The following is a 20,321-nucleotide window of genomic DNA, read 5'->3' on the forward strand; positions in this document are numbered from 1 at the left end:
CCCACCCCACGAACTGCCGCAGTTCCCTGCGCTGGCGCAGCCGAACCAGCTCCACCGCCCGCGCGGACATGTGCGTCAGGTCGTTAGCGGCGCCCCAGCAGACTGACGCTGGACGCGCGGTCCAGCCCTGGACCGTCGTAGTCCGCGTGCACGGGTACGCCCTCCACTCGATCCCCTGACGGACGAGTGCTCAGGACGGCTCATCGGGCAGCAGCCCCAGCTGCCCCAAGAAGTCCATCTCGTCGAAGTAGAGCCGGTAGTCGACGATCCGGCCGTCCGCCACGGTGGCGATGTCCACCCCGCGGATTCTGATCTCCTTCTGCGTCGCGGGAAGAGTCTCCCCGGAGGTCAGATGCAGCGGCCCGGTGTTCCTGCCGCTGAAGAACCCCTCGTCGATGGCTGTGTCGCCGGCCTCGTACGCGTGCAACGACTCGAATCTGGCTTCGGGGACCGCCTCCGTCATCTGCCGCCAGTACTCCACGATGTTGTCGCGCCCGCGGATCTCCCCCTCGTCGGGGGTGACAGCGATCGCGTCCTCGGCATACAACTCAGCGATGACCTTCAGATCCGGGTGCGTGGTGAGCGCATCCGTGAGCCGGTCCATGACCTCACGAGCCTGTCCCATGATCCACCTCCTCAGCTGCGGATCACCCACTTCATTTTCCCACCACGGCCGCGCACGAGCAGACCGGAGAACGAGAGATACGCGCGGTGCTGCGGGCGACGCGGGGGCCGTCGTGCTCGCGGATGAGCTGCAGCGCGGAGTCATACATGGCGCTGAAGGCCGATGTGGTCGTCACCCCCCGGTCGGTCACGGCCAAGCTCTCTGGGCGCAGGCGCACGTCGGCGTACCGGCGGGCGAACCGATCCGCGAACAGCCACTCAGTCTCTAGGAACGGTTAGCTGTGGTTCCGTACTCGCCGTGCGTTTGCAGATGGTCGAGCAGCAGGCGGTTCAGCGTCTCGGGCGCCTCCTCGGGGACCCAGTGGCTGATGCCCTGGAGGGTCTCGAACCGGTACGGCCCGTTGATCCACTGCCCCGTCTCCTGCGCGGCGGCCTCGCCGAACGCGCTGTCCGCGGTGCTCCAGACGTACAGGGTGGGCACGTCGATGGGGCCGATCGCGCCGTCAGGGCGGCCGGCCCGGTACCAGTTCAGCGCCGCGGTGAGAGCGCCCGGCTGGGACAGGTGTTGCACGTAGGCGTCGGCACTGGCCTGCGGGATCTTTCCGGCGTACGCGGCGCGAAGCTCCGAGGCGTCGTTGGTGAGCATGCGTTCTTCGGTCGCGGGCGTGTCGCGCCAGTCGATCATGTAGCGCGATCGTTCGCGCTGGTCCTGATCGGTGCGCAGGGTGGTGGCCAGAGCCCTCGGGTGAGGGGTCGAGACAACCGTCAGGGTTCGTACGCGGCCGGGGTTGGCAGCGGCGGTCCACCACGCCACCGCGCCTCCCCAGTCATGGCCGACCAGGTCGAACGACGCCCAGCCCAGTTCGTCCGTGATCGCGACCACATCGTCGACCAGGACGCTCATGCGGTAGTCCTCGGCGCGTTCGGGGCGGGCCCCGGGCGAGTACCCACGCTGGTCGGGCGCCGCCACCCGGTAGCCGTGCGCGGCCAGCACCGCGATCTGCCGTTGCCACACCAGACCCGTCTGCGGGAAGCCGTGCAGCATCAGCACCGGGCGGCCCTTGGGCGGACCCGCCACGAACGCGTCGAAGACGCCCTCGGCAGTGGAGATGCTCAACTCAGTCACGATGCCCCCCTCATACCGACTGGTCGGTCAGCCTTCCGCCCTGGATATGGATTGTCAAGGCCGAGAGCACCGCCTTCCCGCAACGGCAGCCGAGTGCCGACCTGACGCGTTCATCCGCCGCAACGCCCGCGGTATCGCCGACCTTCAGGCTCGGGGGGTCGCAGACCGTGAGGTCGATCCGATGATGGCCTCCCGTGCACTGTCCGGCTGGTCAGCGTCATGGCCTACAACGCCTTCACGCTCGGTGAAGGTCAAGCAGAAGGTGAACCGGTGGACTTCGAGGAACTCGTGTCCACGGTCACCCGGCTCTGGGCGAACGCCCTGCGGTTCCCCGGCCACCGCTGATCCGGCAGAAGGCCGGCCGAACGGAGCCTGCCGCCTGCGACCGTTCGGCGATCTTGGATCCTGGCGCCGGCCGGCGAACGAGGACCAGCTTGCGTGAACGCCACGCTCTCCCGAGTGCCAAGCTGTTGAGGACAATAGTTGTCCGCAAAGCTGTCTACCGTCAGGGGCATGGCAGACAACAGCGCACACCAGCAGATCCGGCCGTATCGAATCGAGACCGACCAGTCGCAGCTAGACGACCTCCGCGAGCGGCTGGCCCAGACCCGCTGGCCCGATGAACTTCCGGGCGCAGCCTGGGCATACGGCGCATCGCTCCCGTACATCCGCTCCCTTGCAGAGTACTGGAGCAGCGGCTACGACTGGCGCAAGCATGAGGCACAGCTCAATGAGTACCCGCAGTTCCTCACCGAGATCGACGGCGCGCAAGTCCACTTCCTGCATGTCCGCTCCCCCGAGCCGGACGCGCTGCCGCTGGTCCTCACCCACGGCTGGCCTGGCTCGATCGTCGAATTCCTCGATGTGATCGGCCCGTTGAGCGATCCCCGCTCCCACGGCGGCAATCCCGCCGACGCCTTCCACCTGGTGATTCCGACCATCCCCGGATTCGGCTTCTCGGGTCCGACCACCGACGGGGGCTGGAACGCCGCCCGGGTGGCGCGGGCCTGGGACGAGCTGATGCGACGGCTCGGATACGAGAGCTACGGCGCCCAGGGCGGCGACCTCGGCGCGCTCATCTCCCCCGCGCTGGGCAGGCACGCCCCTGACTCGGTCGTCGGGGTCCATGTGAATGCCGCCTCGGTGGGGTTCATCCCGCTCGGACCGGTGCCCGACGAGGTCGTTTCGGAGCTCACCGAGAGCGAGAAGGCACGGCTCGAAGCGATCGCCAGATTCACCGGCGACGGCTTCGGCTACCACGCCATCCAGTCGACGCGCCCGCAGACACTGGCCTACGGCCTCACCGACTCGGCGGTGGGCCAGCTCGCCTGGATCATGGAGAAGTTCAAGGAGTGGACGAGCAGGGCGGCCGAGCTGCCCGAGGACGCGATCGACCGCGACACGCTACTCACCAATGTGATGCTGTACTGGCTGACCGGCACGGCGGGCTCGGCTGCCCGGATGTACTACGAGAACAGCCATGGCCTCGACTGGTTCCCCGCCACGCGCTCCGAAGTGCCCACCGGTGTCGCGAACTTCGCGGAGGATGTGGCCATCAGGCGTTACGCCGAGGAGAAGAACACGATCGTGCACTGGACCGAGTTCGACCGGGGCGGTCACTTCGCCGCCCTGGAGGCGCCCGACCTGCTGGTCCTCGACATCCGGGCGTTCTTCAGTTCATTGCGGTGACAAGGAGGAGTTCGTTGTCGCTCTCGTAGCAGGGCAGGGCTCGCCGTAGCTTGACCTTGAGATTGCAGGGAGCCGCGGTCCGGTACATCGCCGTTGCGCCCGTTCGTGCCGCCCGGTGCCCCCGGCCCTGCAACGGATCGCCGGTCGTTGGCGTAGGCCTCGTGCCGGGCCGCGGTCCACTGCGAGGCCCCAACTGGGGACGGGACCGCTGCCGCAACGGGCTGAACCTGCCGCACCGCACACATGGCGCAAGCTCGACGGCGTCCCCGTCACCACGACCATGACGGCCGACCCCCGCGGCCCCTACCGCGCCGACAACCACGAGTGGCTGCACGCCACCTCGAAAGGGCGCGTGCTGCAGCTCGGACCCAGCAAGCAGATCAACTGGATCTCCACCAGCGGCAACGGCAGCATCACCCCAGCCGGCACCCGAGCCGACAGCCAGGACGCGATGAACGGCAACGCCGTCGCGTACGACATCGGCAAGCTGCTCACCCTGGGCGGCGCCACCGCCTACGAGAACGTGAAGGCCACCCGGCGCGCCTACACCGTCGACCTCAACGGGGGCGGAAGGCCGGTCAGCACACGCACCGGCGACCTCGCCTACGCCCGCGCGTTCGCCAACAGCGTCGTGATGCCCGACGGCAAGGTCGCGGTCTTCGGCGGCCAGTCCTACCCGGTCCCGTTCAGCGACGCGACATCCGCAATGACTCCGGAGATCTGGGACCCGGCGACCGGCAGGTTCAGCCGCATGGCCGCAATGGCCGTGCCGCGCAACTACCACAGCGTCGCCAACCTGCTGCCCGACGGCCGCATATTCAGCGGCGGGGGCGGCTTGTGCGGGGCCTGCGCCACCAATCATCCCGACGGGGCGATCTTCACCCCGCCCTACCTCCTCAACGCCGACGGCACCGAGAAGACCCGGCCCCAGATCACCGGCGGCGTCCCGGCCCGCGCAGCCAACGGGACGAAACTCACGATCACCACCGACACCGCGGTAACCTCCTTCGCCCTGGTCCGCACAGGCGCCGCGACCCACTCCAACGACAACGGCCAACGCCGCGTCCCGCTCACAGCCCGCCAGACAGACACCAGAACGTACGAGGTCACGGTGCCGGCCGACCCGGGCGTCGCACTGCCGGGCACATACTTCCTCTTCGCCCTCAACTCCCAAGGCGTACCCAGCAAAGCCAAAGTGCTCAACGTGGGCTGACACATAGGACGCTCACCGGGAAGGCGAGGTCGCGACCACCGGGTGCCCGTCGAGACGAGTCGCATGCGGGACCGGCGGGCCGACGCCACTCTGCGTTCCTAGACGGGCGCCGTGCCGGCATCGGCGGTTGCGTACCTGCCGATGTCGTCCTGGCCGAGATCGGTAGGGGACGTCGGGCTGCACAGGTACGGGCGGGCAAGGGTAAGGGCTGCTGTTGTGAGCACAGTGCCCGCATAGACTGGCGCCAGGTGCATGGCATCGGTGTAGTGGATCAGGTGGTGGATCACGATCGTCGGGCCGAAGCCGAAGGCGGCGGCGAGCAGGAGTGTCCACCACACCCACGATGCTCCTCGCCGCCAGCCCCAGGCGCTGATCAGGATGATTGCGATCGCTGCGGACAGCAACGCGCCGCCGAACCCGGCCCGGTCATGGGCGATGAACGGGATGAGGTGCGGGCCGGCGGCGTGCAGGTGGGCGGCGTCGGCGCCGAGGAAGACCAGGTCGGTCGGGACGAAGACGCGCGTCAGTCCGACCACCGAGATGGTCGCACCGCCGATGAGCAGCCCAGTACCGGTGAGGATCATCAACAGCTGGCCGGTCAAGGCCCGTCGGCGCAGGGGTTCGGGTGCGTCTGGCTGAATGCTCCACCGCGGGCGCGCCGGGGACCGCCAGACAGTGAGGAGCAGCAGTGGGAACAGCACCGCCGTGAGTGCTGTGTGGAACGGCTCGACGAAGCCGGTGCCCAGGAAATAGAACACCGTGGGCAAACCGACCGCGCCGGAGATGAGGTAGGCGTCGCGGGCCCACAGCCAGCCGTGCCGTATGCCGCCCCAGGCCAGGCCGGTATACAGGATGCCGATGGAGACCATCGTCCCGGCCAAGGTGATCCTGTCGTGCTGCAGGAAGTGCACCAAGTGGTGGTTGAGCTCGTGCAGATCATCCCTGGTCGCGCCGAGGTAGTCGGAGTCGTACCAGAGCAGTAGCGGCCCGAGGGTGATCGCAGCGGCGGCCATGCCCGCGCCGATCATCCCGAGCCCGACCAGCACACCCCACGCCCAGGACGGCCAACGCAGGGGGTTTCGCCGGAGGTTCTGCCAGCGCTGCGCCGGTTCGGTGGGTGTCGCCGCTTCCATGACCCGTCGGAACCAGCCCGGTCCGGTGGCCACGAGGAGGTCTGTGGTGGCCAGGACTGTCGCTGCCGGGTCGGCCAGTGCTGCCACGGCCCGTTCGACGCTGCAGTCATCCGGATCATTCTGGTTCAGGTGAACCAGGTCCGGTTCAGGGCCGGTTACGACCCGGTCGACGTCCGGACCAAGCGCTGCGGCCACGTCCGGGGCCTCGGCCCGGACTATTACCTCACAGCGTCGCCCTGCCAAGGCCGCCCGGACCGCCGGCACTTGATGCGAACCGACAGGGCCGACCTCGATGACCGTCGCACCCAGCGCGGGCAGGACTCGCAGCGCGTCCCGAGCGTGCGCGACCGGCACCACCGCGCCGACCCGTAGGCCCGTCGGTGGCCGGAACCGGCCCAGGAAGGCGGCGACCAACCTGGTGCCGCCCGGCAGGGCGGTCAGCAGCGCCAGGAGTCGCAATGCCACACGTCGCGAGCGCGAGGCTCCCAAGAGGCCGGCCGCGAGGGGACTCAGCGGATGATAGGTCCAGTCAGGCACGCCCGTAATGATCGCACTATCGCCCAGTTACTGATCTCTTAGGAGCGTTGTCGGGGGTGACATGTGCTGATCGCTGCGGTAGGCCGGTGGTTTGCGGTATGCGCAGGGTGGTGGGCTGACCGCGGATCGGCGGCGGTTTCACATCTCGGCGCGGCGCGAGGCGTCCTGCACTCCCCCTTTCTTAGCGGCGTGTTAGATCTGGGGGCCAAGCCTTGTCCCACGGGTCGGCACTTCGCATGCTCTGGGCACGTCATCCCCTCTCCCACCAGGGGACTTCTCTCGTCTGGAGCCGCCATGTCATCGTCCCACCTCATGACCGGGAGGCCGCCCGGCGATGAGCGTGCAAAGCGCCGCCTCGCCCTGATCGGCGGGTCGCTCGGTAACCTCGTCGAGTGGTACGACTGGTTCGTCTACGCCACCTTCGCCATCTACTTCGCCGACTCGTTCTTCCCCGGCGAAAACCCGACCACCCAGCTGATGAACACGGCCGGGATCTTCGCCGTCGGCTTTCTGATGCGCCCAGTCGGCGGCTGGGTCCTCGGCCGAGCCGCGGACCGGCACGGACGCAAGAGCGCACTCACCCTCACCGTCGCCATGATGTCGGTTGCCGCCCTACTGATCGCCGTCGCCCCGACCTACGGCCAGGCCGGCTACGCCGGTGCGCTGGTCCTCCTGCTCGCGCGACTGCTGCAGGGGATGAGCATCGGCGGCGAGTACGCGGCCAGCGCCACGTATCTGACCGAGGCATCGGCCCGTGGCCGCCGTGGGCTGGGGTCGTCGATGCAGTACGTGTCGATGACCTGCGGCCAACTCCTCGGCCTGGGGATCCTCATCACCATGCAGCACACCCTCAGCACCTCCCAGCTGGCGAGCTGGGGCTGGCGGATCCCCTTTGTGCTGGGTGCGCTGTTCGCCGTGGTGGTCTTCTGGCTGCGGCGCCGTCTGCAGGAGACCGAGGCGTTCACCGAGGAGTCCTCCGGTGGCAGCCACGACGACAGCACTCGCGGCTCACTGAAGGCACTGTGGCAGCACCGCCGCCAGGCGGGCCTCGTCATGGCGCTCACTCTCGGCGGCACGGTGGCCTACTACACGTACACCACCTATCTGACCAAGTACCTGATCGGCAGCGCGGGCATGGCGAAGACCACCGCCACGCTGGTGAGCTTCACGTCGCTGACCGTCTTCGCCGTGCTGCAGCCCTTCGCCGGGGCGCTGTCGGACCGGATCGGCCGCCGCCCGCTGCTGATCACCTTCGCCGTCGGCTGCACCGTCGGAACCTACCCGCTCATGATGGCCCTGCGGTCGGCGACGTCGTACTGGTCGGCGCTGGGGCTGTCGCTGGTGGCCCTGGTGATTGTCACCGGTTACACGTCGATCAACGCGGCCGTGAAGGCGGAACTGTTCCCCACCCGGGTGCGCGCCCTGGGCGTGGCGCTGCCCTACGCGATCGCCAACGCGCTCTTCGGCGGCACGGCGGAGTATGTGGCCCTGTGGTTCAAGGACGCAGGCCAGGAGACCATGTTCTTCTGGTACGTGTCCGGGTGCGCGCTGATCTCCCTGGTCACCTACGTCCTGATGCCGGACACCCGCGATGCGGCACTCAGCCGTGCCGAGGCTGCCGCGGACTCCGCAGCCGGCGGGGAACGGGCGGCCGGGGCTGCCGTGGAGGCCGCACGCTGATCCGTCCCGGCTGCTGCGCGGGCCGTGGCCGCGCAGCAGCCTCGGCCGGGCGGCCTCTTCCGCCGGGGCCTGCCCGTGAGGTATCCAGAGGGCACTGTCCCAGGTGACAGAGGAAAGGCCGCATGCACGCACTTCTGGTCGAGGACGACGACCGTATGGCCCACGCCCTTGGCACGGCCCTCGCCCAGCGCGGGCACACCGTCCGCAGAGTCGGCCGCGCCACGGACGCCCTGCAGCATGGGCGCGAAGCTCAGTTCGTGCTGCTCGACCTGGGCCTGCCGGACCTGGACGGGCTCGAGCTGCTGCGGCGGCTGCGCACCGTGTGCGGCGCGCCCCTCATCGTCGTTACAGCCCGCTGCGAGGAGCGCGACATCGTGCAGGGCCTGCGCGCGGGCGCCGACGACTATGTGGTCAAGCCCTTCCGGATGACCGAGCTGATGGCCCGCATCGACGCCGTGCGCCGCCGCACGGGCGTATCGTCCGGTGCCAGAGGCACCGGCAGGCCCGTGTGCACGGGAGACGTCGAGATCGACCCGGCGGGCCGCACCGTCAGAGTGGCGGGGACGCCGGTGCAGCTGACCCGCCGGGAGTTCGACGTACTGGCATTGCTGGCGGCCCGGCCCGACGAGGTGCACTCGCGCCAGGAGATCCTCGACCGTATCTGGGGCGATGCTTTTCTGGCGGTTTCCCGCTCCCTGGATGTCCATGTGGCCGGTATCCGCGCCAAGACGGGCAGGCCCGGCCTGGTCCGTACGGTCCGCGGGTTCGGCTACCAACTCGGCGCCGCAAGCCAGGAGAACAGTCGATGAGGCGCAGACTCCTGGCCGTATTGATCGTGCTCATGGGAGCTGCGGTGTTCCTGCTGTCCCTTCCCCTGGCCAACGCCTCCGCGCGCGGCCGGACCGAGCATCTGCTGCTTGAGCGGCGGTTCGAAGCAGTACGGTTCGCCGACCTCGCCGACCTGGTGCGCACCGCCGCCGACCGGTCCGAACTGGCCGCAGAGATCGGCCGGTATGCCGAGCTGTACGGGGCCGATGTACTGATTGTGGACACAGCCGGACATACCGTCGCACACGCCGGGACGGGAGCCGCGGCGGTCGCCGCTTCCAAGGCGATGGACGCCCGGAGCCAGGCCCTGACCGGACGCCCCACAGCGAAGTTGCCGACGATCCGGCCCTGGGGGCCGTCGGTCGTGGTGCTGGCCGAACCGGTGGGGCGGGACGAGCGGGTCAGCGGAGCCGTCATCCTGGCCGTCCCCACCGGCGCCGCACGACGGGATGTCGCCTTCAGCTGGGCACTCATCGCAGCCGGCGCCCTGGCCGCGTTCACCGCGGCTGCCCTGGTTGCCGCCGGGATCACCCGTTGGCTGATACGGCCGGTGCGCGATCTGGACCGGGCTGTGGAAGGGCTGGGCGCCGGCAGTCTCGAGGCGCGGGCCGTCTCCGAGACCGGACCGCCGGAACTGCGCAGTCTGAGAAGCCACTTCAACACCATGGCGGAAGCGGTGACCGACTCCATCAACCGTCAGCGCGATTTCGTCGCCGACGCCTCCCACCAGCTGCGCAACCCACTCGCGACCCTCGTGCTTCAGCTGGAGAACGTCGAGCCGCACCTTGGCCCCGGCGCCGGCCGGGCCGAGCACTCCCGCGCGCTCGACGAAGCAGAACGTCTCGGAGAACTGCTCGACGGTCTGCTCACCCTGGCACGGGTGGAATCGGGCACCGCCGAACTCACCGACCAGGACGTGTCGGCGGCGGCGCGTGAGCGCGTGAGCGCCTGGAAGCCTGTCTTCCACGCAAGCGGCCTGGAACTGACCGCCGACATCCGCGACAATCTGCGGGCGCGGGCCCTGGCCGACGCGGCGGGCCGCGTCCTGGACGCCCTTCTCGACAACGCCGCCAAGTTCGTACCGTCCGGCGGCTGTGTCGAGGTGCACGCGACGCTCCGGGGCCAGACCGTCGTTGTACGTGTCGCCGACAACGGCCCCGGAGTGGTCGCGGATCAGTTGCCCACACTGCTGCGGCGCTTCGTCCGCAGCACCCAGCATCAAAACGTGCCCGGCAGCGGACTGGGGCTGGCCATCGCCGACGAGATCGCACGGATCAGCGGCGGCCGACTTGCCACCAGCCACAACACGCCGCGGGGGCTGGTCGTGGAACTGCAGCTCCCGGCCCAGAAGACGGACCGGTGACCCTCATTCCGACGCCTCGTGCCGATCACCGTGCACGCCCTGCGGCCGCACCGCTCAGCCGTACACGGACCGGTAGTACGCAACCGCGCCCGGGTGGAGCGGCACACGACCGGTGGAGATGGCGAACCGGGGCTCCAGCCGCGCCCCCGCCGTCACATCCCGCAGCAAGTCACGCCACCGGTCGAACACCACCTGGAGCAACTCGCGTACCGCGCCCTCCGGCACATCGGCCCGCGCCGTCAAGTAGTTGCCCACACCGATCGTGCCCACGGGTTCGGGCAGCCCGTACGCCCCGGCCGGAAGCGTGACCGCCGTGTATTGGGAGCCGTAGCGCTCACGCAGCGCGCCCGCGACGCCATCCAGCGGCAGCAACCGCAACGGCAGAGCCCGCGCGAGCGCCGACAGCGCGGGCGTCGGCACACCTCCGGACCAGATCAACGCATCGACCGTACCCTCGCGCAGTGCTTCCACCGACTCGGCAAGGCCGAGCCGCAGTTCCCGCACCGACCGGTCGCCGGTCAGCCCGGCCGCCCGCAGCAACCGTCCCGCCAACACCTGCACCCCCGAACCCTCCGCACCAGCGGCCACCGGCCGTCGGGCGAGTTCATGGACCGATCGCACCGGCCCGCGCGCCGGAACGACAAGGTGTGTGTAATTCACATAGACCCGGGCCAGCGCCGTCACCGCAAGAGGCTGAGAGAACTGCCCGAGCCCCGACACCGCGTCCTGAGCCACGTCCGCCATCGCCAACGCCAGCTGGACCGACCCCTCGCCGAGCCGACGCAGATTGTCCACGCTCGCCGAGGTGCCCACGGGAACGACCTCCAGCCGATGCCCACTTGTGGCAACGGCGTCGGCGAGCGCCCGGCCGAAGGCGTGGTACGGCCCACCCTGCGCCCCCGTTGCGAGCCGCAGCCGACGCACCGGGCCGGAGTCCGCGGAACACCCGACCAGGACAGCTGCGAACCCGCCAAGGCCCAGCCCCAGAAGATCCCGACGACCAAGGCTCCGGAACGACTCCTGCCCAGCCGGCCGCACCGGCACGATCGGGTCGTGTGCGCCGGACAGTCCCCGCGCGCAGCTTCCTGGAGCAGGCTCATCTGAGCTGGTCACGGCGAGAGTGTAACCGCAGACCGCACCGGCGCGCGTTGATCAGTCATGCATCACCAGGCCCTGACGACGAGCCCCACCCGCCCCCCATGCGCCGTGCCTCGGCACCGTACGCAGTCGGGGCCGGGTGGGGCATCTCTGCGTTCTGGATCCCGGCCACTCGTCGGTAGCGTCGGAGCACTCCGCGCCAAGGACCGCTGTCATCCGCATGGACCTGTCCGCTCGGCCGGGTTTCTGTTCCAGTTCCCCCGCGCCTCAAGACACCACAGCTGTCTCATGATTCCTCCTTGAGGCTGATCCCCGTGACGTTCGTCGGTCATTGAATTCCAACCACCCGGCGCGGGCGGGCCAACAGCACGGGGTTGAACCCCACACCCATGGTCTCCCGCTGCGGGGCCACGCCGGAATCTCCTTCGGCGCGGCTGCAAGGGCGCGTCCATCGCGACCAACCCACCCATCGACCCCGGGACTTCACATGACAAGACGACGACGGCCTCCCCTCTACAAGCGGCCCACCTCTCTCGTAGCGGCCATAGGACTGGTCGGTTCCTGCGTCACCCTCATAGCGTTCAACGCGTCCGCCAACCCGCCGGATCCGAAGGCGACTGACCTCCGCGCACTGGCCTACGAGGCGCTCAAGGGCGATCCGGCCACGTCGCACTACGCACGGGGCCAGACATTCAGGATCCGGGCCATCCAACAGGAAAAAGACGGGGACCGGCACATACGAATGGACCGGTACTACGAGGGCTTGCCGGTCATCGGCGGCGACCTCGCTCTGCACATGGCCGGGGACGGCCGGCTCAAGGGCGTCAGCCAGACGCTCGCTTCGGCGCCCGGCTTCGACACCCAGCCCGCGCTCTCAGTCGAGGACGCGTGGACGAGCGCGTTCAAGCACAGCCCCTTGCAGGAACCAGCGCAGGACGGGAAAGCCAAGAAGGGGGTGGCCCGCTCGGGCAAGGACTCGGCCCGGGAGGCGCGGGCGGGATCCCGGCTCGTCGTGTGGGCAGGTAGGAAGCAACCCCGGCTCGCCTACGAGAACGTGATCCGCGGAGTCCGCGGCGACAGCACTCCCGCCGAGGTGCACACCTACGTCGACGCGGAGAACGGGCAGGTCCTTGGCACCCGGGATCGGTACAGGCACGAGCAGGGATCGGGCAACACCCTCTACAGCGGGCAGGTGAAACTGGAGACGAATCCCGGCCAACAGGGTGGGTTCGAACTCACGGACGCCACGCGGGGCGGAACGACAACCCTGGACGGTGACAACCAGTGCGCGCCGCAGGACCCGGATCCGAACTGCCGCGGCAATGCGGGCGACGGGCAAGGTGGGGGTGGCGGCCCGGCCGGCCCTGGTGGTCCGCAGGATCCCGCGGGTGGCGGCGACGGTCCGGGCAATGGTCAGGACCGGAACGGACCCGGCGAAGACAGCGCCGACAGGGGCGGGACCGCCTTTGGCGTGGGGCCCTTGCCGGCGCTGCGAGTTGATGCCGAGGGGTACTGCCTCAAGGGAGTGCCGGTCTGCTATGGAGCGGGCCGGCAGGGCAGGCAGCCTGAGGAGATCCCGTCGACGGGCGGCGGCAACGGCCAAGGCGACGGCGACAGTGGCCAGGGCGGCGGCGACAACGGCAACCCGCTCGGAGTGCCGGGAGCCAAGCCGGTCGTCAGCGACGACAACACCTTCGGGACCGGAGAGGCCTCCAACCGCTCGACCGTCGCGGCGGACGTGCACTTCGGAGCTTCCCGGGCATGGGACTACTTCCAGGAGAAGTTCGGTCGCAACGGCTTCGGCGGTGACGGGCGAGGCCCCACCCTTTACACGCACTACGGCGACGGTGTCGTCAACGCCTTCGCCGACCCGCAGACCTTCACAGCGGTCTTCGGGGACGGGGACGGTCAGAACGTCAAGCCGCTCACCGAACTCGACGTCGTCGCCCATGAGATGGGCCATTTGGTGACCCTGTCGAACAACGCACTGTCCGAACAGGGTGAGCCGGCGGCGCTCAACGAGTCCACAAGTGACATCTTCGGCGCGATGACAGAGTTCTTCACCAACAACCCGAACGACCCGCCGGACTTCCTCCTCGGCGAGGCTCTGGAGGGCGACGCCCAGCAGAAGCGGTTGCAGCGCTTCATGGACCGCCCCTCCAGGGACGGAAGGTCGCCCGACTGCTTCTCCCCCGATGTCGGCCGACTTGACCCGCACGACGGTGGCGGAGTGTCGAACCACTTCTTCTTCCTGCTGGTCAACGGCAGCGGTGAGTCCGAGTTCGGCAACAGCCCCACGTGTGACAACTCCCAGGTGAAGGGAATCGGCAACGAGGCGGCCGAGCAGATCTGGTTCCGGGCGGTGACGACGTACTTCACCTCGAACACCGGCTTCCTGGATGCCAGAAAGGGCACTTTGCAGGCTGCCGCCGACCTGTTCGGGCAGGACAGCACCGAAGCCCGGACCGTTGCTGAGGCGTGGGACGCGGTGAACGTGAAGTAGCGAGCGAGAGGGGCTGTTGATCCTGTCGCGCAAAGGGGCGGGGCTACCATCGAGCGGATCGACGGTAGTCCCGCCTCACGCCTGCCCGGCACCGGAGGTCCATGGGACTTACTCGTCGCGGCACGCCACCGCCGGGAGAGGCGAGCGGGCCGCGAACCGGGACGGGTCCGACCCTCGGGCTCCGGCGCGACGAGAAGTCGGCAGGGAGGACGGGCAGTATGGCAGTCGGCATCAAGAGGATGCGGGTGTACGCGGCGCAGGACGAACCGCTGCCGGCGAAAGAGAAACCGCCGGCGAGGCGATCCAAGCACCGGCCGCACCGAAACCGGAAGCGGCTGACGATCAGTCGGGCCATCGTGATCGATGCCGCGCTCACGGTGGCCGCACTCGCCTACGTCCTTCTGCAAGCACTGATATTCCAGCCGCTCTGGCGTATGGCGCCCTCGGCGCCCGCCAACGGGGCTCCTTCCGGTGCCCTCCTCGTGGCGATCACAGCTGCGGAGATCCTCGCCGCTCTCTCCCTGCTGACCCGACGTCGGCTGCCGCTGGTACTGGCCGCGACCTCCATCGCCGATCTGTGGCTGGGAGGTTCCGGAGTCACCTTTCCCGTCGCTGTCTACACCCTGGTGGTGCGTGGGCGGAACCGCTGGGCGGTGGCGGTTGGCCTTGCCGGGGCGGCGGTGCCCGTCCTGGACTTTCTGCTGATCACCGGTGAACGACCTCCTGTGCCGTTGTTCGTTCAGGAGGCCGCGGTGGGCTACCTGCTTCCCATGCTCGTCGCTCCGACGCTGGCGGCCACCACGGTTCGCACGCATCGGGCGCTCATTCGCAGCCTGCATCGCAGGACGGAACAACTCCAGCGTGAGCAGGACCTGGCCACGCGGAACGCCCGGCTGGAGGAGCGTGCGCGGATCGCCCGGGACATTCATGACGTGGTCGCCCACTATGTGGGGCTCATGGTCATCCAGTCAGGAGCGCTGGAAATCAGTGAGGCCAAGGATTCCCCGGCGCACCGAAGCGCCCGTCTTCTCGGCGATCTGGGGCGCCGCGCGATGGGTGAACTCCGCGACCTGCTCGACGTCTTGAGGTACGAGGATGTGGACGGGCAGGCAGAGGGACCAGCGGGTTCGCAGGTACTCAGCACCGAAGCATGGCAGCGGGACGTTCAGGCTTTGGTGAACGAAGTACGCCGCGCGGGCGTACTAGCTACGTGTCAAGTCAGCGGAGAACCCCAGAGAGCCGGCGCGGCAGCGCAGCGGGCCGCCTACCGCGTGATCCAGGAGGGGATCGCGAACGCGGTCCGGCACGCGCCCGGAGCCGAGGTCCGCGTATCGGTAGCGGTGTCCGCCCAGAGCCTGGACGTCTGCGTCCTCAACGGTCGGCCGGCCGAGTCGGTGTCCGGGGCGACACTGGGGGGGGCCACGGCCTCATCGGGATACGCGAGAGGGTGGACCTGTTGGGGGGAACCGTGCGAGCGTCCGCGACGCCGCAAGGCGGGTTCACGCTCGTCACCCGCATACCGGTCGAGGCCGCCGCCGATGCCGACGCGACTGGCATGCCGCGGGCTGCGGAGGGGCTCCCGGAGCCCTGTCCCCCTGGGGACGTCGATGATCCGGGTGCTGCTGGCGGACGACGAGGCACTGGTACGACAGGGCATCCGCCTCGTGCTCGAATCGGATGACGAGATCACCGTGGTCGCCGAGGCCACCGACGGCTCACAAGCCGTCGACACTGCTTGCAGGCATCACCCGGATCTCGCCCTCGTAGACATCCGCATGCCCGTCAAGGACGGACTCGCCGCGGCGCGCGAACTGGTGCTCCTTCCACAGCCGCCGCGCGTGATCATGCTCACGTCCTACGCTCAGGACGAGTACCTCTTCGCGGCCCTCAAGGGCGGGGCCGACGGCTTCCTGGTCAAGGACGTCTCGCCGCACGACTTGCTGAACGCCGTCAAGACGGTCGCGGGCGGCGACGCCATCATCTCCCCGTCGATGACCCGCTCGCTCATCCAGCGGTTCACCCCTCCCGAACTCTCGCCGGCCCCCAGCGCGCAGGACCGCTTGCGTGCCCTCCCAGAGGAACAGCGCACGATCCTCGCCCTGATCGCCCAGGGTTTGTCCAATGCCGAGATCGGCGCATGCCGTGGCCTGACGGAATCTCAGGTCAAGGCGCAGGTCAGCCGGATCCTGCGGATGCTCCGCCTGAGCAACCGGGTCCAAGCGGCGATCCTCGCCTACTCGGCGGGCCTGTCACACCAACCTGTGGCGGACTAGGCTGTCTCGTTCGGGTCATTTGATCGTTGGTTCAGTTGTGCCGTTAGGGCCTGTTGCGAAGTGGATGGGTCTGTCAGAGCTGCCTGGGATGCTCCGAGCCTGGACATGACAGTGCAGCTGACGATCGACTGCTCCGATCCGCAGAGAATGGTGACTTTCTGGGCCGAGGCCCTGGGCTACGTGCCTCAGCCTCCGCCGAGCGGGCACGCCACGTGGCGTGTTCACTGGGCGGCGGTGGGGGTGCCCGAGGCAGAATTGCCAGTCGGTGCCGGGGATATTCCGGAGTCGATCATCGATCCCGCGGGACGTGGGCCGAGGGTGTGGTTCCAGCAAGTTCCGGAGCCGAAGGTCGCCAAGAACCGGTGGCCCTTCGACCTGAAGGTCGGTGGGGGCCGTGACATCCCATCGGACGTCCGCACACAGCGGGTCAAGGCTGCGGTGGAACGGCTGGTCAAAGCCGGTGCCACCGTGCTGCGGATTAAGGATGAGCCGGACATGGGGCTCTACGCCGCTGCCATGCAGGACCCCGAGGGCAACGAATTCGACGTCGTCTGAGGGCCGTTGCGACTGTGCTGGTCACAGCCAACCGTTCACGGCCGCGACCAGCGCAGTCGCCTCGTAGCGTCCGTCAGTTTAGACCTAGGCGTCGCAGGCCGGCAGCCAAGCGTTTCCCGTTCGGTTGGTTTGACCATCTGTTAGCGTGCGCGGATGGAAGATCTTGGACTCGCGGCTTGGTCGCCTGAGCCGATCAGGACCGAGCGGCTCGTGCTTCGTGAGCCCGAGGCGCGGGACCGAGCGGCGTTCATCGAGTTGCTCGCCTCGCCAGAGGTGAACACCTACCTCGGCGGTCCCCGCCCGCGTGACGAGCTTGAACGCGAGACGCCTGAGGTGCCCGAGCCACGGCCCGGGAGTTTCGTCGTTGATCTCGACGGGGCGATGATCGGCCAGGTCCTGCTCAGGAGAGCAACCGGGCACCGTCGCCCGGCCGCCGTAGGGAAGGCCGATCTCGGCTACCTGTTCTTGCCGCGGGCGTGGGGATTCGGGTACGCCGCCGAGGCGTGCGCGGCGGCACTCGACTGGTTCCACGGAGTCCTTCCCGGCGAGCCGGTGGTGCTCACCACCCAGACCGCCAACGTCCGCTCGATGCGCCTCGCGGCAAAGCTGGGGTTCACCGAGGTAGAGCGGTTCGAGGCATGGGCCGCCGAGCAGTGGCTCGGCATGTGGTCCCCGGTCACGCCGTCCCTTTGAGTTCGTGACGGAAACGCCCGGGCAGTACCCGCCCGCAACACCGTCGAACGCTGCATCAACAAGCTCCAGCAATTGGCGCCACCTTGCCACTCGACACAACGCCATGCCCGGCGCCAAGTGGTGCCACCATGGCGCCACCCGCAAGCCACACCCTCAACAAAACGGCACCACGCCACACCACGACGGCAAAGAAATCCCAGGCCAGAGGCCATCGCGCCAGAGAAGCGCCAACGTGGCTCGCCATGGCGCCATGAATGTGTCATGATGGCGTCATGGACCTCACGCCCTACGTCGACAACCTCCGGCAAGAACTCGCCGTCGCGGCGGACGCCGGCGGTGACGAAGCCCGCGCCCTCGCCGAGCGGCTCACCGCTCCTCTGGAGTCCGCCACCCGGCTCACCTTGCTCAACGCGCTGTCCGCAGCCATGGGTGAGGTCACCCGGGAGCTGGCGCCCGGCTCGGTCGACGTGCGGCTGCGCGGACTCGACCCCGAGTTCGTGGTGACACCGCCGCCCGCACCCGAGCCGTTCCACGAGACGCAGGCGCCGGTCACGGCCCCCGCCGCACCCTCGCCGCCACCGCCGCCCGCGGACGCCGACGACGGCGCCATGGCGCGGATCAACTTCCGCCTCCCCGCCCACCTCAAGGGCCGCGCCGAGAACGCCGCGGCAGCGGAGGGCCTGTCGGTCAACGCCTGGCTGGTGCGGGCCGTCTCCACCGCCCTTGACGGCGGTGAGCGCGTGAGTCCGCCGGGTCGCGGCAAGGACTCGGGCAGCCGGGGCTTCACCGGCTGGGTCCGCTAGGTCCGGCCCACCCCTACTTTCACCGGGCGGATCGCCGATCCGGCCGACGTCACTCATCACCCGCCCCACCAGCGGGATCACCCAACCAAGCCAAGAGGACGGAACAGTCATGCCTGCATTCGAGACCCCCGAACCGATCTCCGCCACCTTCGAGCTGGACGCCGGCACCGCTCGCATTACTGCGGGCAAGCGCACCGACACAGTCGTGGAGGTCCTGCCCCGCAACGGCTCCGACGACAACGACGTACGCGCTGTGCAGCAGACCCAGGTCACCTGCTCGGGCGGCCGTCTGACGGTCAAGACACCCAAGAAGCGGTCCCCGTTCGGCAAGCCGGGTGCCATCGAGGTGATCGTCGAACTGCCCGCCGGATCCGATGTCCGGGGCACCACCGGCCTGGGCGGCTTCTTCTGCGAAGGCCGCCTCGGCGAAGCCGTGCTCAAGAGCTCCCTCGGTGACCTCCAGGTCGAGGAGGCGGCAGGCGCCGACCTGAGGACCGACCATGGCGACATCCGCCTCGCCCGCTCGACAGGTGACGTCGAAGTCATCGGCTCGGGCCGGGTCGAGGTCGGCACCGTCGACGGCGCGGCGACCGTCAAGAATTCCAACGGCGGGACCGAAATCGGCGAGGTCACCGGCGACCTGAAGACCAACGCGGCCAACGGCGACATCTCCGTGGGCATCGCGCACAGCAGCGTCGGCGCCAAGTCCGCCAACGGCAGGGTCGAGATCGGCGTCGCCCACGCCGGGGTCGACGCCTCTTGCGCCGCCGGCGGCATCCGCGTCGGCGACGTCATCCGCGGCCGGATCGACCTGCGCACCTCGGTCGGCGACCTCGAAGTTGGCATCCGCGAGGGCACCGCCGCCTGGCTCGACGTGAACACCAAGTTCGGCATGGTGCGCAACTCGCTCGGCTCCTCCGCCGGCCCCGCGGACAGCGACGAGACCGTCGAGGTGCACGCGCGGACAGCGGCCGGCGACATCATCGTCCGCCGCGCGTGAATACCGCGCACCCCCAACTCCCCGCCCCCGAAAGGAAAGTGGCATGACTGCCACCCAGACGTCCGCGCCAACCGCCGCGAAAGCGCCTGCACCGGCGATCGCCGCCACCGGACTGCGCAAGTCCTACGTCGACAAGCTCGTGCTCGACGGCATCGACCTGAGCATCGCCGAAGGCACCGTGTTCGCCCTGCTCGGGCCCAACGGCGCCGGCAAGACGACCACCGTGGAAATCCTCTCAACGCTCATCGACGCCGACGCGGGCGAGGCCTGGGTCGCGGGCCGCCATCTGACCCGGGCCGCCGACGCGGTGCGCTCCGCGATCGGCGTCACCGGCCAGTTCTCGGCCGTCGACAACCTGCTGACCGCCGAGGAGAACCTGCTCCTCATGGCGGACCTGCACCACCTCGACCGTCGCGAGGCAAGCGCCGGGCCAAGGATCTCCTGCGCCGCTTCGACCTGTCCGAAGTGGCGGGCAAGACCGCCGTCACTTTCTCCGGCGGCATGCGGCGCAAGCTCGACCTGGCGATGACCCTCGTCGGCGACCCGCGGATCATCTTCCTGGACGAGCCCACCACGGGACTCGACCCGCGCAGCCGGCGCACCATGTGGGAGATCATCCGGGGCCTCGTCGCCGACGACGGCGTGACCATGGCTTCCGCCCCAACGCAACGCCCGTCGAATGGGTCGCCGCCATCGGCCTGCTCACCCTGCTCACCCTCGCCCTCACCTGGCTCTCCGCAGGCATCGGCCTGGTCGCCAAGACCGTGGAGAGCGCCAGCAACATCCCGATGCCGCTGACGTTCCTCCCGTTCGTCGGCAGCGCCATCGTGCCGACGGAGTCCATGCCCACCGGCCTGCGCTGGTTCGCCGAATACCAGCCCTTCACTCCGATCATCGAGACCCTGCGCGGCCTGTGGCTCGGAACCGAGATCGGCTCCAGCGCAGTCATCGGCCTCGCCTGGTGCGTCGCGCTCTCCCTGGTCGGCTACGTGTGGGCACGCCGCACCTTCAAAACCGGCGCCAAGCGATAACCACCGCTGCTCTCAAACCACTTCGCCGAATGGCGCCAGCTACACCCTGCCCCACGACCGCGGGAGTACCTCATGCCGTACGAACCGACGGCCGCCGGCACCACCGCCCGGGTAGTGAGCCGCCACCGTAAGCCGCTCCGCCGGTTCCGAGCCAGGCGGATCGTCGCCCCGC

The 20,321-nt window shown here is 69.0% G+C and carries 17 protein-coding genes and 2 pseudogenes; 14 read left to right on the plus strand and 5 right to left on the minus strand.

The annotated features are described in order from the left end of the window. Nucleotides 1-190: 190 nt before the first annotated feature. The 3 genes from FBY35_RS01850 to FBY35_RS01860 form a co-directional block, all read right to left on the minus strand. Entirely contained in the window at nt 191-625 is a 435-nt protein-coding gene (locus tag FBY35_RS01850) for an ester cyclase (protein ID WP_142212097.1), read from the minus strand. A gap of 31 nt (nt 626-656) precedes the next feature. Then, complete coding sequence (locus FBY35_RS01855; RefSeq protein ID WP_260848467.1) at nt 657-815, minus strand: hypothetical protein; 159 nt, start codon at nt 813-815, stop codon at nt 657-659. Between the two features lie 74 nt (nt 816-889). Continuing rightward, nucleotides 890-1,750, minus strand: a complete 861-nt coding sequence (locus FBY35_RS01860; protein WP_260848468.1) for an alpha/beta fold hydrolase — start codon at nt 1,748-1,750, stop codon at nt 890-892. A gap of 219 nt (nt 1,751-1,969) precedes the next feature. Between FBY35_RS01860 and FBY35_RS36825 the strand changes: the two genes are divergently transcribed. The 3 genes from FBY35_RS36825 to FBY35_RS01875 all read left to right on the plus strand — a co-directional run bounded on the left by FBY35_RS36825 (nt 1,970) and on the right by FBY35_RS01875 (nt 4,652). After that, the gene (locus tag FBY35_RS36825; protein ID WP_260848469.1) at nt 1,970-2,095 is read left to right on the plus strand and encodes a hypothetical protein; all 126 of its coding nucleotides are present in this window, start codon (nt 1,970-1,972) and stop codon (nt 2,093-2,095) included. Nucleotides 2,096-2,263: 168 nt separating this feature from the next. Further along, nucleotides 2,264-3,439 carry an epoxide hydrolase family protein gene (locus FBY35_RS01870; protein ID WP_142212099.1) on the plus strand — a complete coding sequence of 392 codons (1,176 nt, stop codon included), beginning with the start codon at nt 2,264-2,266 and terminating at the stop codon, nt 3,437-3,439. 280 nt (nt 3,440-3,719) lie between these two features. Further along, a complete protein-coding gene (locus FBY35_RS01875; protein WP_142212100.1) occupies nt 3,720-4,652 on the plus strand; it encodes a galactose oxidase-like domain-containing protein in 933 nt (310 codons plus the stop codon). A 98-nt stretch (nt 4,653-4,750) separates the two neighbouring features. Here the strand turns inward: FBY35_RS01875 and FBY35_RS01880 are convergent, their stop codons facing one another. Next, complete coding sequence (locus tag FBY35_RS01880; protein WP_222123091.1) at nt 4,751-6,250, minus strand: hypothetical protein; 1,500 nt, start codon at nt 6,248-6,250, stop codon at nt 4,751-4,753. 384 nt (nt 6,251-6,634) lie between these two features. Between FBY35_RS01880 and FBY35_RS01885 the strand changes: the two genes are divergently transcribed. From FBY35_RS01885 to FBY35_RS01895, 3 genes are all read left to right on the plus strand, one after another. Continuing rightward, nucleotides 6,635-8,002, plus strand: a complete 1,368-nt coding sequence (locus tag FBY35_RS01885; RefSeq protein WP_142212101.1) for an MFS transporter — start codon at nt 6,635-6,637, stop codon at nt 8,000-8,002. A 122-nt stretch (nt 8,003-8,124) separates the two neighbouring features. Beyond that, nucleotides 8,125-8,811, plus strand: a complete 687-nt coding sequence (locus tag FBY35_RS01890) for a response regulator transcription factor (protein ID WP_142212102.1) — start codon at nt 8,125-8,127, stop codon at nt 8,809-8,811. Then, entirely contained in the window at nt 8,808-10,193 is a 1,386-nt protein-coding gene (locus tag FBY35_RS01895; RefSeq protein WP_142212103.1) for a HAMP domain-containing sensor histidine kinase, read from the plus strand. The genes FBY35_RS01890 and FBY35_RS01895 overlap by 4 nt, the downstream gene beginning before the upstream one ends. Nucleotides 10,194-10,247: 54 nt before the next feature. Here FBY35_RS01895 and FBY35_RS01900 read toward each other — a convergent pair whose 3' ends face one another. Next, nucleotides 10,248-11,306, minus strand: coding sequence for a TAXI family TRAP transporter solute-binding subunit (locus FBY35_RS01900; RefSeq protein WP_260848470.1), 1,059 nt, complete (start codon nt 11,304-11,306; stop codon nt 10,248-10,250). Nucleotides 11,307-11,778: 472 nt separating this feature from the next. Between FBY35_RS01900 and FBY35_RS01905 the strand changes: the two genes are divergently transcribed. The 8 genes and pseudogenes from FBY35_RS01905 to FBY35_RS01940 form a co-directional block, all read left to right on the plus strand. Beyond that, nucleotides 11,779-13,794, plus strand: a complete 2,016-nt coding sequence (locus FBY35_RS01905; protein WP_142212104.1) for a M4 family metallopeptidase — start codon at nt 11,779-11,781, stop codon at nt 13,792-13,794. A 218-nt stretch (nt 13,795-14,012) separates the two neighbouring features. Beyond that, nucleotides 14,013-16,067, plus strand: a complete 2,055-nt coding sequence (locus tag FBY35_RS01910; RefSeq protein ID WP_160159197.1) for a response regulator transcription factor family protein — start codon at nt 14,013-14,015, stop codon at nt 16,065-16,067. A 99-nt stretch (nt 16,068-16,166) separates the two neighbouring features. Beyond that, the gene (locus tag FBY35_RS01915; protein ID WP_142214843.1) at nt 16,167-16,622 is read left to right on the plus strand and encodes a VOC family protein; all 456 of its coding nucleotides are present in this window, start codon (nt 16,167-16,169) and stop codon (nt 16,620-16,622) included. A 153-nt stretch (nt 16,623-16,775) separates the two neighbouring features. Continuing rightward, nucleotides 16,776-17,315: a GNAT family N-acetyltransferase gene (locus FBY35_RS01920; protein ID WP_142212106.1), complete on the plus strand. Its 540-nt coding sequence runs from the start codon at nt 16,776-16,778 to the stop codon at nt 17,313-17,315. A 272-nt stretch (nt 17,316-17,587) separates the two neighbouring features. Continuing rightward, a complete protein-coding gene (locus FBY35_RS01925) occupies nt 17,588-18,118 on the plus strand; it encodes a hypothetical protein (RefSeq protein WP_142212107.1) in 531 nt (176 codons plus the stop codon). A 109-nt stretch (nt 18,119-18,227) separates the two neighbouring features. Then, nucleotides 18,228-19,118: a DUF4097 family beta strand repeat-containing protein gene (locus FBY35_RS01930; RefSeq protein ID WP_142212108.1), complete on the plus strand. Its 891-nt coding sequence runs from the start codon at nt 18,228-18,230 to the stop codon at nt 19,116-19,118. A gap of 43 nt (nt 19,119-19,161) precedes the next feature. Continuing rightward, nucleotides 19,162-19,769: pseudogene (locus FBY35_RS01935) on the plus strand (ABC transporter ATP-binding protein); the annotation flags it as partial. After that, nucleotides 19,769-20,149 (plus strand): annotated as a pseudogene (locus FBY35_RS01940) (ABC transporter permease); the annotation flags it as partial. The pseudogenes FBY35_RS01935 and FBY35_RS01940, both read left to right, overlap by 1 nt. Nucleotides 20,150-20,321 lie beyond the last annotated feature (172 nt).

Source organism: Streptomyces sp. SLBN-118 (assembly GCF_006715635.1).
Lineage (GTDB): Bacteria > Actinomycetota > Actinomycetes > Streptomycetales > Streptomycetaceae > Streptomyces.

Coding starts and splice junctions, on each gene's coding strand:
- FBY35_RS01850 (WP_142212097.1), bottom strand. CDS start 625: ATGGGACAGGCTCGTGAGGTCATGGACCGGCTCACGGATGCGCTCACC.
- FBY35_RS36825 (WP_260848469.1), top strand. CDS start 1,970: ATGGCCTACAACGCCTTCACGCTCGGTGAAGGTCAAGCAGAAGGTGAA.
- FBY35_RS01870 (WP_142212099.1), top strand. CDS start 2,264: ATGGCAGACAACAGCGCACACCAGCAGATCCGGCCGTATCGAATCGAG.
- FBY35_RS01875 (WP_142212100.1), top strand. CDS start 3,720: ATGACGGCCGACCCCCGCGGCCCCTACCGCGCCGACAACCACGAGTGG.
- FBY35_RS01885 (WP_142212101.1), top strand. CDS start 6,635: ATGACCGGGAGGCCGCCCGGCGATGAGCGTGCAAAGCGCCGCCTCGCC.
- FBY35_RS01890 (WP_142212102.1), top strand. CDS start 8,125: ATGCACGCACTTCTGGTCGAGGACGACGACCGTATGGCCCACGCCCTT.
- FBY35_RS01895 (WP_142212103.1), top strand. CDS start 8,808: ATGAGGCGCAGACTCCTGGCCGTATTGATCGTGCTCATGGGAGCTGCG.
- FBY35_RS01905 (WP_142212104.1), top strand. CDS start 11,779: ATGACAAGACGACGACGGCCTCCCCTCTACAAGCGGCCCACCTCTCTC.
- FBY35_RS01910 (WP_160159197.1), top strand. CDS start 14,013: ATGGCAGTCGGCATCAAGAGGATGCGGGTGTACGCGGCGCAGGACGAA.
- FBY35_RS01920 (WP_142212106.1), top strand. CDS start 16,776: ATGGAAGATCTTGGACTCGCGGCTTGGTCGCCTGAGCCGATCAGGACC.
- FBY35_RS01925 (WP_142212107.1), top strand. CDS start 17,588: ATGGACCTCACGCCCTACGTCGACAACCTCCGGCAAGAACTCGCCGTC.
- FBY35_RS01930 (WP_142212108.1), top strand. CDS start 18,228: ATGCCTGCATTCGAGACCCCCGAACCGATCTCCGCCACCTTCGAGCTG.